Source organism: Pseudomonas sp. H3(2019) (assembly GCF_007713465.1).
Classification (GTDB): Bacteria; Pseudomonadota; Gammaproteobacteria; order Pseudomonadales; family Pseudomonadaceae; genus Aquipseudomonas.
In genome coordinates, this window is sequence record NZ_VMSG01000019.1 from 110,142 (window position 1) to 125,253 (window position 15,112).

General features: G+C 59.5%; 12 protein-coding genes and 2 tRNA genes. 12 read left to right on the forward strand and 2 right to left on the reverse strand.

What is annotated here, in order from left to right; all coding sequences use genetic code 11:
* Positions 1-18 precede the first annotated feature (18 nt).
* The 5 genes from hflK to FPT12_RS19355 all read left to right on the forward strand — a co-directional run bounded on the left by hflK (position 19) and on the right by FPT12_RS19355 (position 6,966).
* On the forward strand, positions 19-1,185 hold the full coding sequence (gene hflK, locus FPT12_RS19335; RefSeq protein ID WP_145018647.1) for an FtsH protease activity modulator HflK: 1,167 nt from the start codon (positions 19-21) through the stop codon (positions 1,183-1,185).
* Positions 1,185-2,054, forward strand: a complete 870-nt coding sequence (gene hflC, locus FPT12_RS19340) for a protease modulator HflC (RefSeq protein WP_019691508.1) — start codon at positions 1,185-1,187, stop codon at positions 2,052-2,054. The genes hflK and hflC overlap by 1 nt, the downstream gene beginning before the upstream one ends.
* A 304-nt stretch (positions 2,055-2,358) precedes the next feature.
* Positions 2,359-3,546, forward strand: coding sequence for an ATP phosphoribosyltransferase regulatory subunit (locus tag FPT12_RS19345; protein WP_145018650.1), 1,188 nt, complete (start codon positions 2,359-2,361; stop codon positions 3,544-3,546).
* A 54-nt stretch (positions 3,547-3,600) separates the two neighbouring features.
* Positions 3,601-4,893: an adenylosuccinate synthase gene (locus FPT12_RS19350; RefSeq protein ID WP_145018652.1), complete on the forward strand. Its 1,293-nt coding sequence runs from the start codon at positions 3,601-3,603 to the stop codon at positions 4,891-4,893.
* 138 nt (positions 4,894-5,031) lie between these two features.
* Positions 5,032-6,966, forward strand: a complete 1,935-nt coding sequence (locus FPT12_RS19355; protein WP_145018655.1) for a methyl-accepting chemotaxis protein — start codon at positions 5,032-5,034, stop codon at positions 6,964-6,966.
* A gap of 202 nt (positions 6,967-7,168) precedes the next feature.
* On the opposite strand, the gene FPT12_RS19360 is transcribed toward FPT12_RS19355, so the two are convergent.
* Both FPT12_RS19360 and FPT12_RS19365 read right to left on the reverse strand, forming a co-directional pair.
* Positions 7,169-7,255: transfer RNA gene (locus FPT12_RS19360), tRNA-Leu, on the reverse strand.
* A gap of 165 nt (positions 7,256-7,420) precedes the next feature.
* Positions 7,421-7,507, reverse strand: a tRNA-Leu gene (locus tag FPT12_RS19365).
* Between the two features lie 280 nt (positions 7,508-7,787).
* Here FPT12_RS19365 and rnr point away from each other — a divergent pair.
* From rnr to dnaB, 7 genes are all read left to right on the forward strand, one after another.
* Positions 7,788-10,418, forward strand: coding sequence for a ribonuclease R (gene rnr, locus FPT12_RS19370; RefSeq protein ID WP_145018658.1), 2,631 nt, complete (start codon positions 7,788-7,790; stop codon positions 10,416-10,418).
* A complete protein-coding gene (gene rlmB / locus FPT12_RS19375) occupies positions 10,415-11,182 on the forward strand; it encodes a 23S rRNA (guanosine(2251)-2'-O)-methyltransferase RlmB (protein ID WP_145018661.1) in 768 nt (255 codons plus the stop codon). The genes rnr and rlmB overlap by 4 nt, the downstream gene beginning before the upstream one ends.
* Before the next feature lie 301 nt (positions 11,183-11,483).
* Positions 11,484-11,906: a 30S ribosomal protein S6 gene (gene rpsF, locus FPT12_RS19380; protein ID WP_007939579.1), complete on the forward strand. Its 423-nt coding sequence runs from the start codon at positions 11,484-11,486 to the stop codon at positions 11,904-11,906.
* Between the two features lie 28 nt (positions 11,907-11,934).
* On the forward strand, positions 11,935-12,165 hold the full coding sequence (gene rpsR / locus FPT12_RS19385; protein ID WP_002551829.1) for a 30S ribosomal protein S18: 231 nt from the start codon (positions 11,935-11,937) through the stop codon (positions 12,163-12,165).
* Positions 12,166-12,201: 36 nt separating this feature from the next.
* Complete coding sequence (locus tag FPT12_RS19390; protein WP_145018664.1) at positions 12,202-13,095, forward strand: hypothetical protein; 894 nt, start codon at positions 12,202-12,204, stop codon at positions 13,093-13,095.
* A 19-nt stretch (positions 13,096-13,114) separates the two neighbouring features.
* Complete coding sequence (gene rplI / locus FPT12_RS19395) at positions 13,115-13,561, forward strand: 50S ribosomal protein L9 (RefSeq protein WP_008157007.1); 447 nt, start codon at positions 13,115-13,117, stop codon at positions 13,559-13,561.
* Positions 13,562-13,698: 137 nt separating this feature from the next.
* On the forward strand, positions 13,699-15,096 hold the full coding sequence (gene dnaB, locus FPT12_RS19400; protein ID WP_019691515.1) for a replicative DNA helicase: 1,398 nt from the start codon (positions 13,699-13,701) through the stop codon (positions 15,094-15,096).
* Positions 15,097-15,112 lie beyond the last annotated feature (16 nt).

Genomic DNA, 15,112 nt, shown 5'->3' on the forward strand with positions numbered 1-15,112 from the left:
TATCAGATGGAGAGCGCTATGGCTTGGAATGAGCCGGGTGGCAACTCGAATAATCAGGATCCTTGGGGTGGTAAGCGCCGCAATAATGGCGACCGCAAGGGGCCACCAGATCTCGACGAGGCCTTCCGAAAGCTGCAGGAAAGCCTGAATGGGTTGTTCGGTGGTAGCAAGAAACGCGGTGATGATGGCGGTGGTTCGGGCAAGGGTGGCGGTTACGGCCTGCTCGGTATCGGCCTTGTCGTGCTGGCGGCCGTCTGGCTGTACAGCGCGGTTTATGTCGTCGACGAGCAGGAGCAAGCCGTGGTGCTGCGCTTCGGCAAGTACTACGAAACCGTCGGCCCGGGTCTGAACATCTACTTCCCGCCGATCGATCGCAAGTACATGGAAAACGTCACGCGTGAGCGTGCCTACACCAAGCAGGGTCAAATGCTCACCGAAGACGAGAACATCGTCGAAGTGCCGCTGACCGTGCAGTACAAGATCACCAATCTGCAGGACTTCGTGCTGAACGTCGATCAGCCGGAAATCAGTCTGCAACACGCGACCGAGAGCGCCTTGCGCCATGTGGTGGGTTCCACCGCCATGGACCAGGTGCTGACCGAAGGTCGTGAATTGATGGCCAGCGAAATCAAGGAGCGTCTGCAACGCTTCCTCGATACCTATCGCACCGGTATCACCGTCACTCAGGTCAACGTTCAGAGCGCAGCGGCACCGCGTGAAGTCCAGGAAGCCTTCGATGACGTGATCCGCGCTCGTGAAGATGAGCAGCGTTCGCGCAACCAGGCTGAAACCTATGCCAACGGCGTCGTGCCGGAAGCCCGTGGTCAGGCCCAGCGCATCATTGAAGATGCCAACGGTTACCGTGACGAAACGGTATCGCGCGCCAAGGGTGAGGCGGATCGCTTTACCAAACTGGTCGCCGAGTATCGCAAGGCGCCGGAAGTCACTCGTCAGCGTCTGTACCTGGACACGATGCAGGAAGTCTTCAGCAATACCAGCAAGGTTCTCGTGACCGGCAACAAGAATGGCCAGAACAATCTGCTGTACTTGCCGCTGGACAAGATGATCGACAGTGGTCGTAGTGGTGCAGCGCCGGTAACCAGCGCGGCCGCGACCAGCAATGAAGGGCATACGCGTTCGGCAACTGATCTGCAGCAGCCGGCACGTACCAGGGAGAGTCGCTGATGAGCAATAAATCGCTGATCGCCCTTATTGTCGGCGTCGTCGTGGCGATCGCTGCCTGGAACTGTTTCTACATCGTGGCTCAGACCGAGCGTGCGGTGTTGCTGCAGTTCGGTCGTGTGGTTCAGACCGATGTTCAGCCGGGCCTGCATGTGAAAGTGCCTTACGTTAACCAGGTGCGTAAATTCGACGCACGCCTGATGACGCTGGATGCACCGACACAACGCTTCCTGACACTGGAAAAGAAAGCGGTCATGGTTGATGCCTACGCCAAGTGGCGCGTCAAGGATGCCGAGCGTTTCTACACCGCGACTTCCGGCCTCAAGCAGATTGCTGACGAACGCCTCTCGCGTCGTCTGGAATCGGGCCTGCGCGACCAGTTTGGCAAGCGCACCCTGCACGAGGTGGTTTCCGGTGAGCGTGATGCGCTGATGGCTGACATCACCGCTTCGCTGAACAAGATGGCGGAAAAAGAGCTGGGCATCGAAGTTGTCGATGTTCGGGTCAAGGCCATCGATCTGCCGAAGGAAGTGAACCGTAGCGTGTTCGAGCGCATGAGCACCGAGCGTGAGCGTGAAGCGCGCGAGCACCGTGCCAAGGGTAACGAGCTGGCCGAAGGCATCCGTGCCGATGCTGATCGTCAGCGCCGCGTACTACTGGCTGAAGCCTATCGTGAATCTGAAGAGGTTCGCGGTGACGGTGATGCCCAGGCCGCAGCGATCTACTCCAAGGCCTATGGTCAGGACCAGGAGTTCTACGGTTTCTACCGTAGCCTGCGCGCCTACCGTGAAAGCTTCGCGAACAAAACCGACGTCATGGTTCTGGACCCAAGCAGTGACTTCTTCCGTTACCTGGAAAAAGCCAAGCCTTGATCCGACACTGATCTCGAGGGACCCCGCCGGGCGGCTAAAGCCTCTCGCGGGGTGATCCTTTGAGAAAACGTGTGTATGATGCGGCAGCCGGGAAATTCCCGGCTTTTTTGCGTCTGCACGTTTGATTGCGGTTTTTTATTGCAAGACTCGGGTTGAACGACTCGACAGGTTTTTCGAGGAAAGTGTTTGGCGAGGCCGGTTCCAGGCCGATCGCCGCGTTGTTCATGCGCGCGGCCCAGACATATTCTGCTTCACTCTAGGCTTGCCCGAGGGCTGGCCGCCCGGATCATAGGGGAATGGCGTAATGGCAACGGTAGACCGCTGGCTGCTGCCAGATGGCATCGAAGAAGTACTGCCACCAGAGGCGGCGCGCATTGAAGTTGCGCGTCGTCAGGTGTTGGATCTGTTCCAGAGCTGGGGTTACGAGTTCGTCGTGACCCCGCATATCGAGTACCTGGAATCCTTGCTGACTGGCGCGGGCCAGGACCTCGATCTGCGGACCTTCAAGGTCATCGACCCACAATCGGGCCGGCAGATGGGTTTCCGTGCCGACATTACGCCGCAAGTGGCGCGCATCGATGCGCACACCTTGCGTCGTGAAGGCCCAAGCCGTCTGTGCTACGCCGGTAGCGTGCTGCATGCGCAGCCGCGGGCCTTGTCGACCTCGCGCAGCCCGATTCAGCTGGGCGCCGAGTTGTACGGCGATGCGAGCCCGAGCAGCGACGTGGAAGTCATCAGCCTGATGCTGGCCATGCTGCAACTGGCCGATGTGCCGGATGTACACATGGATCTTGGTCATGTCGGCATCTACCGTGGCCTGGCGCGTGCCGCCGGTTTGTCCGGTGAAGTCGAGCAGCAGTTGTTCGATGCCCTGCAACGCAAGGCCATCGATGAGGTCATTACCTTGACCGAAGGCCTGCCTGCCGATTTGTCGGGCATGCTGCGGGCGCTGGTTGATCTGTGTGGCGGCCGTGAAGTGCTGGTTGCTGCTCGCGAGCGCCTGGCCAATGCGCCGGCGCCCGTTTTGGCGGCGCTGGACGACTTGCTGGCAGTTGCCGAGCGTTTGTCCGTGCGTTTCCCGGATCTTGCGCTGTACTTCGATCTGGGCGAGCTGCGCGGTTACCACTACCATACCGGTGTGGTGTTCGCGGTGTTTGTACCAGGTGTTGGCCAGTCCATCGCTCAGGGCGGTCGTTACGACGACATCGGCGCCGACTTCGGTCGCGCCCGCCCGGCAACCGGCTTCTCTACCGATTTGAAAACCCTGGTGACCCTGGGGCGTGCTGAAATCGAGCTACCGTCTGGCGGTATCTGGATGCCTGACAGTACGGATGCAGCACTCTGGCAGCAGGTTTGCCAGTTGCGCAGTGAGGGTCAGCGTGTCGTTCAGGCATTGCCTGGGCAACCATTGGCCGCCGCCCGTGACGCGGACTGCGACCGGCAATTGATTCAGCAGAACGGGCTTTGGCAAGTATTGCCGCTGGCTTCTTGAGTTTTCCTGCCGGCGGCTGCCGGCACCAAGTTTGCGCGAATGAGGACAAGTGTTATGGGTAAGAATGTCGTAGTCCTGGGCACCCAATGGGGTGATGAGGGCAAAGGCAAGATCGTTGATCTGCTGACCGAACATGCTGCCGCCGTAGTGCGCTACCAGGGTGGCCACAATGCTGGCCACACGCTGGTGATTGACGGCGAAAAAACCGTCTTGCACCTGATTCCGTCGGGCGTACTGCGCGATGGCGTGCAGTGCCTGATCGGCAACGGCGTGGTGGTTGCACCTGACGCCCTGCTGCGCGAGATCATCAAGCTGGAAGAAAAAGGCGTACCAGTGCGCGAGCGCCTGCGTATCAGCCCGTCCTGCCCGCTGATCCTGTCTTACCACGTAGCGCTGGACCAGGCTCGTGAAAAGGCCCGTGGCGAGCTGAAGATCGGCACTACCGGTCGTGGCATCGGCCCGGCCTACGAAGACAAGGTTGCACGTCGTGGCCTGCGCATCGGTGACCTGTTCCACCGCGAGCGTTTCGCCGCCAAGCTGGGCGAGTTGCTGGACTACCACAACTTCGTACTGGTCAATTACTACAAAGAGCCGGCCATCGACTTCCAGAAGACTCTGGACGAGTGCATGGAATACGCCGAGCTGCTGCGTCCGATGATGCTCGACGTCACCGCCGAACTGCATAACCTGCGTCGCGACGGCAAAGACATCATGTTCGAAGGCGCCCAAGGCTCCCTGCTGGACATCGACCACGGTACCTACCCGTACGTCACCAGTTCCAATACCACCGCTGGCGGCATCGCGACCGGTTCGGGTTTTGGCCCGATGTACCTGGATTACATCCTCGGCATCACCAAGGCTTACACCACTCGCGTTGGCTCGGGTCCGTTCCCGACCGAGCTGTTCGACGACGTTGGTGCGTTCCTGGCCAAACGTGGCCACGAGTTCGGTGCGACCACCGGCCGTGCCCGTCGTTGCGGCTGGTTCGACGCCGTTATCCTGCGTCGCGCCATCGACGTCAACAGCATCTCGGGCCTGTGCCTGACCAAGCTGGACGTGCTGGACGGTCTTGAGACCATTAACATCTGCGTGGGCTACAAGAATCAGGAAGGTGCCGTGATCGACGCACCGACCGACGCCGACAGCTACATCGGTCTGGAGCCAGTGTACGAACAAATGCCGGGCTGGACCGAGTCGACCCTTGGCGCCAAGACCCTGGAAGAGCTGCCTCAGGCTGCTCGCAACTACATCAAGCGCGTCGAAGAGTTGGTCGGTGCGCCGATCGACATTATTTCGACAGGCCCGGACCGCAACGAGACCATCGTTCTGCGTCACCCGTTTGCTTGATAAGTCGTTGATGTAAAAAACAAAGGGCCCTTGATCGGGCCCTTTGTCGTTTATGCCTGTTGGACGGCATGACCTTTGCTGTGAATCTCTGTTCCAGAGTGCCATCAATTTAATGGCGTGCAAGTAGAGGGATTTCCTGTGTCGGCCGTTCTCTCACTGTTACAAAGCCGTTTGTTGCGGCCCGTGTTCGTTACCCTTGGTATCGCCCTGTTGGTGCAAGTGTTGGTGGCTGTCGCACTGACCCGGAGCACCGTGACCGCGTTGGAAGCTGATTTGGGCAATCGTCTCGGCGTCGATAGCCAGAAGCTCTCTGGCGAACTCGAACAGGCCGGGCGTGAAGTCACCTCAAGTCTTGATAGTCTCTCCACCAGTACCCGTCAGCGCCTGACCGCCGGCCTGTCCTCGCGACTCAAGGATGAGCAGGCACAACTGCGTGCGGCCCTGGAAAAGGACCTGAAGGACTCGGCCAATGACATGGCTCAGCTCCTGGCGTCGGTCGCACCCCGCGCGATGTGGGACAGCGACGTTCCAACGCTGTCCGAGTTCGCCCGCCGGGCCCAGCGCAATCCGAATGTGCTGTTCGTGGTGTACGACGACGCCACTGGTCAGCACCTGACCCGCTACCTGAACCGGGAAAACCCGATCAACGCTGCCCTTGTGGAAAAAGGCCAAGGTGAGCGGGCGCTGGATAAAGTGCTGAGTGCGGCGAAGAACGATCCTTCGGTTTACTACCTCGAGGCCTCGATCAATCCCAATGGCGTGGAAATCGGCAAGGTGCTGATGGGGGTCTCCACGGCGTCGGTGGAAACTGACCTGGCGGCGCTCGACAAGCGCTTCTCGGCGCTGATCGCCAGCAGTGATCAACTGGTCGGCGACAGCCTCAAAGGCGCTGCAGCCGATAGCGCCACGGCCATGCGCTCGCGTTTGCAGTCGGCACAGTCCACGGCTACCGAAATGAAAGCCAATACCACCAACACCGTGCAGGAAGCGGCGGCGACCTTGCGCTGGCGGATCGGCATGGCGCTGGCGCTGGTCGGCTGCGGTGTCTTGCTGCTACTGGCGGTCGTGCTTGGGCGGCGGGTGGTCAATCGCCTGAAGCTGTTGATCGCGGCAATGGAGGATCTGGCCGCGGGTGATGGCGACCTGACCAAGCGCGTGCAGATCAATAGCAAAGATGAGATCGGCGACATGGCATCGGCGGTCAACCGCTTTGTGGATAAGTTGCAGCCGATCGTTCGCGAGGCGGGTGATGTGGCCCAGCGCACCGGTGTGGAAATCGGTGCCATGAGCAAGCGCAATGCCGGCGCCGATGCGGCGGCGAAATCCCAGCGCGATGAAGTGGCGGAGAGCTTGCGTGCCTTGTCGCAAATGGCTGACGAGGCGCAGACCGAAAGCCATGCGATGCAGGCGGCGTTGCAGCAGGTGGTGGATATTCGTCAGGCAACGGATGAAAACACCCGCACCTCGGCGCAGGTTGGCAGTCTCATCGAGGCGTTGGCCGGGCAGGTTGATACCGGGGCCAAAGTCATCGAGCGTTTGGCGCAGCAGAGCGAGCAGATTGAAGTGGTGCTGGAGGTGATTCACGGAATCGCCGAGCAGACCAATTTGCTGGCACTGAACGCGGCGATCGAAGCGGCGAGGGCTGGTGAGACCGGGCGTGGTTTTGCGGTGGTGGCCGATGAAGTGCGGGCGCTGGCCAGCAAGACTCAAAGCTCGACGGGAGACATTCAGGCGCACATCGGGGCGTTGCAGCAAGGTGCTCGCGAGGCCGTGGCAGCGATTGGACAGGCAGGGCGTCAGGCCAGCGAGGGTTTGCTGGTATTGCGCGACAGTGCGCGTTTGCAGCAGTCGGTGCAGGTTTCTGTCGAGCAGGTGCATGCGGCCATCGGTCTGGCGACCCGGGCGGCGGCCCATCAGGCCAAAGGCGCGCACGCGGTGCGTGGGCGGGTCGAGACCATTCATGCTCAGGCCGAACGTGCGGCGCAGGCGGTGGTGGAAACCACGGCCAGCGGCAAGGTGCTGGACAGTCTGGCGGCGCAGCTGAAAGCGAGCCTGGGGCAGTTCAGGGTCTGATTTGTTGTATGGGGTGCAGCCATCGCGAGCAAGCTCGCGATTGGCGATGTCAGCGGCTCATATACATCCGCGTCGTAAGTTAGGTAAAAGCCCTCTCGCCACAGGGATGGCGGTGGATGGAGATTAGTGAATGCCAGAAACGCAAAAACCCGCTTTCGCGGGTTTTTGTGAGATTCAAGATCGTTGATCTTGAACTTTGAATTGGTGCCCAGAAGAAGACTCGAACTTCCACGACCTTGCGGTCACCAGCACCTGAAGCTGGCGTGTCTACCAATTTCACCATCTGGGCAGTATCAGCAACGTTGCCGCTGTTGATGTGGCGCACTATACGGAGAGCGTTTTGATCTGTAAACCCCTGATTTAATTTTAATAAATCAAAAGGCTAGAATGCAAAAACCCGCTTTCGCGGGTTTTTGTGTGAGCCTTGAAATTGAACTAATCTCAAGCTCGAAATTGGTGCCCAGAAGAAGACTCGAACTTCCACGACCTTGCGGTCACCAGCACCTGAAGCTGGCGTGTCTACCAATTTCACCATCTGGGCAGTATCGGTCACCAGCACCTGAAGCTGGCGTGTCTACCAATTTCACCATCTGGGCAGTATCGACATGCGTCTGCGTCGTCGATGGCGCGCACTATACGGAGCGTCCTTTTAACTGTAAACCCCTGAACTCAAAAAAACCTGGAAAATTTTACGAGCGGTGCTTGATGCTGTCTTTCCAGGCGGAGGAAGGGATATTTAGGGCCTCCAAGAGCCTGAAATTTCCCGTTTCATTACGCCTATGCCAAACTAACCCGCATATAGACAAGGTGAAAACTCTCTAATGGCCGATTGGCAGTCCCTCGATCCCGAGGCCGCTCGTGAAGCGGAAAAATATGAAAACCCTATTCCTAGCCGCGAACTGATCCTTCAGCACCTTGCTGATCGGGGTTCGCCTGCTAACCGCGAGCAACTGGTCGAAGAGTTTGGTCTGACCACAGAAGACCAGATCGAAGCCCTGCGCCGCCGCCTGCGCGCCATGGAGCGCGACGCTCAACTGATCTATACCCGTCGCGGCACTTACGCGCCGGTAGACAAGCTCGACCTGATCCTGGGTCGCATCAGCGGTCACCGTGACGGCTTCGGCTTCCTGATCCCGGACGATGGCAGTGACGACCTGTTCATGAGCCCGGCGCAAATGCGTCTGGTGTTCGATGGCGACCGTGCGCTGGCACGGGTTTCCGGTCTGGACCGTCGTGGTCGCCGCGAAGGCGTAATCGTCGAAGTGGTCTCGCGTGCTCACGAAAGCATCGTCGGTCGTTACTTCGAAGAAGGCGGCATCGGCTTTGTGGTGGCCGACAACCCGAAGATCCAGCAGGAAGTGCTGGTCACCCCGGGGCGTAACGCCAACGCCAATATCGGCCAATTCGTTGAAGTGAAGATCACGCACTGGCCGACCCCGCGCTTCCAGCCGCAAGGCGATGTGGTGGAAGTGGTCGGCAACTACATGGCGCCGGGCATGGAAATCGATATTGCCCTGCGGACCTACGACATTCCTCACGTCTGGCCTGAAGCAGTGCTCAAGGAAGCCGCCAAGCTCAAGCCGGAAGTCGAAGAGAAAGACAAAGAGAAGCGCATCGACCTGCGTCATCTGCCGTTCGTCACCATCGACGGCGAAGATGCCCGCGACTTCGATGACGCGGTCTACTGCGAAGCCAAGCCAGGCAAGCTGCGGCTGTTCTCCGGTGGCTGGAAGTTGTACGTGGCGATTGCCGACGTTTCCAGCTACGTGAAGATTGGCTCGGCGCTGGATGCCGAGTCCCAGGTGCGCGGCAACTCGGTGTACTTCCCCGAGCGCGTGGTGCCGATGCTGCCAGAGCAGCTGTCCAACGGCCTGTGCTCGCTGAACCCGCTCGTTGATCGGCTGGCCATGGTTTGCGAGATGACCATCTCCAAGTCCGGTGAGATGACTGACTACTGCTTCTACGAAGCGGTGATTCACTCCCACGCCCGCCTGACCTACAACAAGGTCAGCGCAATGCTGGAACAGCCGAAAACCACCGAGGCTCGTCAGCTTCGTGGCGAATACACCGACGTCGTGCCGCACCTCAAGCAGCTCTACTCGCTGTACAAGGTGTTGTTGGCGGCACGCCACGTGCGCGGCGCGATCGATTTCGAAACGCAGGAAACCCGAATCATCTTCGGTTCCGAGCGCAAGATCGCCGAAATCCGTCCGACCGTGCGCAACGACGCGCACAAGTTGATCGAGGAATGCATGCTGGCGGCCAACGTGGCCACCGCCGAATTCCTGAAAAAACACGAAATCCCTGCGCTGTACCGGGTTCACGATGGTCCGCCACCAGAGCGTCTGGAAAAACTCCGGGCCTTCCTCGGTGAGCTCGGCCTGTCCCTGCACAAAGGCAAGGACGGCCCGTCGCCGAAGGATTACCAGGCGTTGCTGGCCGGGATCAAGGATCGTCCGGATTTCCACCTGATCCAGACCGTCATGCTGCGCTCGTTGAGCCAGGCGGTGTACAGCGCCGATAACCAGGGCCACTTCGGCCTGAATTACGAAGCCTATACCCACTTCACCTCGCCGATTCGTCGTTACCCGGATTTGCTCACGCACCGGGCGATTCGCAGCGTCATCCACTCCAAACAAGACACGCCGCACGTGCGTCGTGCCGGGGCGATGACCATTCCGAAAGCGCGCATCTATCCGTACGACGAAGCGGCGCTGGAGCAGCTCGGCGAGCAGTGCTCGATGAGCGAGCGCCGTGCCGACGAAGCGACCCGCGACGTGGTGAACTGGCTCAAGTGCGAGTTCATGAAGGATCGCGTGGGCGAGTCGTTCCCGGGTGTGATCACCGCAGTGACCGGTTTTGGCCTGTTCGTCGAGCTGACCGATATCTACGTCGAAGGTCTGGTCCACGTGACCGCTTTGCCGGGCGATTACTACCACTTCGACCCTGTGCATCACCGCCTGGCCGGTGAGCGTACCGGTCGCAGCTTCCGCCTCGGCGATACCGTCGAAGTGCGTGTGATGCGGGTTGATCTGGACGAGCGCAAGATCGACTTCGAGATGGCTGAAAAAACCATCAGCGCGCCGATTGGCCGCAAGAAGCGTGGTGCAGAGACCTCGGCGCCTGCCGCCAAGACTGCTGCTGAACCTGCGCCGGCCAAAACCGGTCGTCGCGGTCCGGCGAAGGAAAAGGTGGTCGAGGCTTATCGTCCGAGCGATGCCGCGGCGAAAAACGCCGAAGTACGCAAAAGTCGTGAAATGAAGCAGGCGTTGCTGGCCGAAGCGAAGAGCGGCGGTAAAGCGGCGTCTGGGGGAAAGACCGGGCGGTCGGCGCCTGAAAAGGCCTCCGGCGGCAAGCCAGCCAAACCGAGTAAACACCGTAAAGGCCCGCCAAAAGCGGGCTCGGCTCCAGCCAAAAGCGGCGGGGCGCGTAAACCTAAGGCCAAGTCATGAGTCAGTTGGAAAAAATCTATGGCGTGCATGCCGTAGAAGCGTTGCTGCGTCATCACCCGAAACGCGTCAAGCAGATCTGGCTGGCCGAAGGCCGCAGTGATCCGCGTGTTCAGACGCTGATCGAGTTGGCCAGCGAAAACCGCGTTGCGGTCGGCCAGGCCGAGCGTCGTGAGCTGGATGCCTGGGTTGAGGGTGTGCACCAGGGCGTGGTGGCGGAGGTAAGTCCTAGCCAGGTCTGGGGCGAGGCAATGCTCGACGAGCTGCTCGACCGTACCGAAGGCGCGCCGCTGCTGCTGGTGCTCGACGGCGTAACCGATCCGCACAACCTCGGTGCTTGTCTGCGTTCTGCCGACGCGGCGGGTGCATTGGCGGTGATCGTTCCGAAGGACAAGTCAGCCACCCTGACCCCGACTGTACGAAAAGTCGCTTGTGGTGCCGCGGAAGTGATTCCGTTGGTGGCCGTGACCAACCTGGCGCGCACCCTGGAAAAACTCAAGCAACGTGGCTTGTGGGTTGTCGGCACGGCGGGGGAGGCCGAGCAGGACCTGTATCAGCAGGATCTGACCGGCCCTACCATCCTGATCATGGGTGCGGAAGGCAGCGGAATGCGTCGCCTGACGCGTGATCTTTGCGACTATCTGGTGCGTTTGCCGATGGCGGGCAGCGTCAGCAGCCTGAACGTTTCCGTGGCAACCGGCGTCTGCCTGTTCGAAGCCTTGCGCCAGCGCGGCGTCAAAGCAGCGGCTGCCACCAAAAAATCCTGAGCCTCAACTGATCGTTCCCACGCTCTGCGTGGGAATGCATCCCGTGACGCTCCGCGTCACTCTCAAGCGGACGCAGAGTGTCCATGGCGGCGTTGCCACGCAGAGCGTGGGAACGATCATGTCGTGGTGATTGTTCAAATAATCACCAATTGCCTTGCGCCGCTTCTGTCCCTTCTCTACAATTGCGCCCCTTGCTGTGACGGCAGGCACGCATGTGTCTATCGCCGGCAAGTCCATAAGTGTCATTCACTCCTTGTCTGACCGCTTTTGAGCGGCAGGCTACAACCCGTAAGGAGCATTCATGCGTCATTACGAAATCATCTTTTTGGTCCACCCGGATCAAAGCGAGCAAGTCGGCGGCATGGTTGAGCGTTACACCAAGCTGATCGAAGAAGACGGCGGCAAAATCCACCGTCTGGAAGATTGGGGCCGTCGTCAACTGGCCTACGCAATCAACAATGTTCACAAGGCTCACTACGTGATGCTGAACGTTGAGTGCACTGGCAAGGCCCTGGCCGAGCTGGAAGACAACTTCCGCTACAACGATGCAGTGATCCGTAACCTGGTCATCCGTCGCGAAGAAGCCGTTACCGGCCAATCCGAGATGCTCAAGGCTGAAGAAAACCGCAGTGAGCGCCGTGAGCGTCGCGACCGTCCTGAGCACTCCGACGCTGAAGGCGTTGACAGTGATGACAGCGACAACAGCGATAACGCTGACGAGTAATCCACGGACCTTTTGAGGAGCCTATTACATGGCACGTTTCTTCCGTCGTCGTAAATTCTGCCGCTTCACCGCTGAAGACGTGAAAGAGATCGATTACAAAGATCTCAACACTCTGAAAGCTTACGTATCCGAGACCGGCAAAATCGTTCCAAGCCGCATCACCGGTACCAAAGCTCGTTATCAGCGTCAGCTGGCCACCGCTATCAAGCGCGCCCGCTTCCTGGCCCTGCTGGCCTACACCGACAGCCACGGCCGCTGAGACCGGGCAGTCGACACGTAGCAAAGGATTGAATGCATGCGCGCCATAGCTGAGTTCATCATGCGCGGTCGTATGCAGGCCACTCTCGTAGTGGCTGGATGCGCGGCATTGCCGTTGTTGTACTGGTTGGGTGCTGCCGCCGGGAGCCTTGTGCTGCTGCGGCGCGGATTGAAGGACGCCATGGGCGTTCTTGCTCTGGGAATACTGCCGGCATTGATCTGGTGGCTGTATTCCGATGATCCACGCGCACTCATGGTGCTGCTGGGGTCTTCGGGCCTTGCGTTGGTTTTGCGCGCAAGTGAGTCCTGGAACCGCGTGCTGCTGGTCAGCATAGCGATGGGATTGGTGTTTTCAGTGGTGCTGGGTGCGGCTTACCGCCCCCAGATCGAGATGCTGTCGCAGGAACTGGTAAAGATCCTGCCGCTGGCCCTCGGTGACCTCTACCAGCAATTGTCGGTAGAGGAGCGAGCGCGTCTCGCCGCCCTGATTGCCCCGGTCCTGACCGGCCTGATAGCGGCCTTGTTGCAAATCGTCAGTGTGCTGAGCCTGATTGTCGGGCGCTACTGGCAGGCGTTGTTGTACAACCCCGGTGGTTTTGGTCGCGAGTTTCGCGCCATCCGAATCCCGCTGGGGCCGGCGATGTTGCTGCTGGCGTGCATGCTTCTGGGGCCGAACTTCGGTTCCCGGCTGGCCATGTTGACGCCGTTGTGCAGCGTACCGCTGGTGTTCGCCGGGCTGGCCCTGATTCATGGGCTGGTGGCTGAAAAGCGACTGGCCAGGTTTTGGCTGGTGGGGTTGTACGTAACGCTGTTGCTGTTTATGCAGCTGATCTATCCGTTGCTGGTGGTCCTGGCCATTGTCGACAGCCTGATTGATTTTCGCGGTCGATTGACGCCGAAAGACGTCGATAGCGCGAACGGTGAAGGTTAAAAGTTAAGAGGATTTTCACATGCAACTGATCCTTCTGGAAAAAGTCACCAACCTGGGCAACCTGGGTGACAAAGTGAACGTTAAGGCTGGTTACGGTCGTAACTACCTGCTGCCTTACGGCAAAGCTACCGCTGCGACCGCTGCCAACCTGGCTGCGTTCGAAGAGCGTCGCGCTGAGCTGGAAAAAGCCGCAGCAGACCGTAAAACTTCGGCTGAAAACCGCGCTGCCCAACTGGCTGAGCTGGAAGTGACTATCACTGCCACCGCCGGTGACGAAGGCAAGCTGTTCGGTTCGATCGGTACCCACGACATCGCTGATGCACTGACCGCCTCTGGCGTTGAAGTTGCAAAAAGCGAAGTTCGTCTGCCGAACGGCACCATCCGCAACGTAGGCGAATTCGACGTAGCCGTGCACCTGCACGCTGAAGTTGAAGCCACCGTACGCGTTGTCGTGGTAGCAGCTTAAGAAGTACTTGTCGGCTGGCACCCTTGGGTGCTTGCCGGTAACATCGGGCACGATCCTGTTTACAGGTCGTGCCCTTTGTCTTTCTGCAGTTCCTGATTTTTTACAACCCCTGCTTTTCCTAAAGAACCCAAGTGGCCATGAACGATATCTCCGCTCCTGAGCAATACGATCTGCAAACCGCCGCGCTGAAAGTGCCGCCGCATTCCATCGAGGCCGAACAGGCCGTGCTCGGTGGTCTGATGCTGGACAACAACGCCTGGGAGCGCGTGCTTGATCAGGTCTCGGACGGTGATTTCTATCGACATGACCACCGCCTGATCTTCCGTGCGATCGCCAAGCTCGCCGATCAGAACTCACCGATCGACGTCGTGACCCTTGCCGAGCAATTGGACAAGGAAGGTCAGACGTCGCAGGTCGGCGGTCTCGGTTATCTGGGCGAATTGGCAAAAAACACGCCGTCGGTCGCCAACATCAAGGCCTACGCGCAGATCGTTCGTGAGCGAGCGACCCTGCGCCAGTTGATCGGCATCAGCACCGAAATCGCCGACAGCGCCTTCAACCCGGAAGGTCGTACCGCCGCCGAAATTCTCGATGAAGCCGAACGGCAGATCTTCCAGATCGCCGAGGCCCGACCGAAAACCGGCGGCCCGGTGAGCGTCAATGACCTGTTGACCAAGGCCATCGACCGTATCGACACCTTGTTCAACACCGACAACGCCATCACCGGCCTGTCGACCGGTTACACCGACCTCGACGAGAAGACCAGCGGCCTGCAACCGTCTGACCTGATCATCGTCGCCGGTCGTCCATCGATGGGTAAAACCACCTTTGCGATGAACCTGGTGGAGAACGCCGTGTTGCGCAGCGAGAAAGCCGTACTGGTTTACTCGCTCGAAATGCCAGGCGAATCGCTGATCATGCGTATGTTGTCGTCGCTGGGCCGGATCGACCAGACCAAAGTCCGTGCCGGTCGCCTGGAAGACGACGATTGGCCGCGCCTGACCTCGGCGGTCAACCTGCTCAACGATCGCAAGCTGTTCATCGACGATACCGCCGGCATCAGCCCGTCGGAAATGCGTGCGCGGACCCGTCGTCTGGTGCGCGAACACGGTGAGATCGGTCTGATCATGATCGACTACTTGCAACTGATGCAGATCCCGGGTTCCAGCGGCGACAACCGGACCAACGAAATTTCCGAAATTTCCCGTTCCCTGAAAGCTCTGGCCAAGGAATTCAACTGCCCGGTAGTGGCGCTGTCCCAGCTCAACCGTTCCCTCGAACAGCGGCCGAACAAGCGGCCAGTGAACTCCGACTTGCGGGAATCCGGAGCGATCGAGCAGGACGCCGACGTCATCATGTTCGTGTACCGGGACGAGGTGTATCACCCGGAGACCGAGCACAAAGGCATCGCCGAGATCATCATCGGCAAGCAGCGGAACGGCCCGATCGGCTTTATCCGCCTGGCCTTCATCGGCAAATACACTCGATTCGAAAACCTTGCGCCGGGCAGCTATAACTTCGATGACGACGAGTAAGCCGTCGTATCAATTC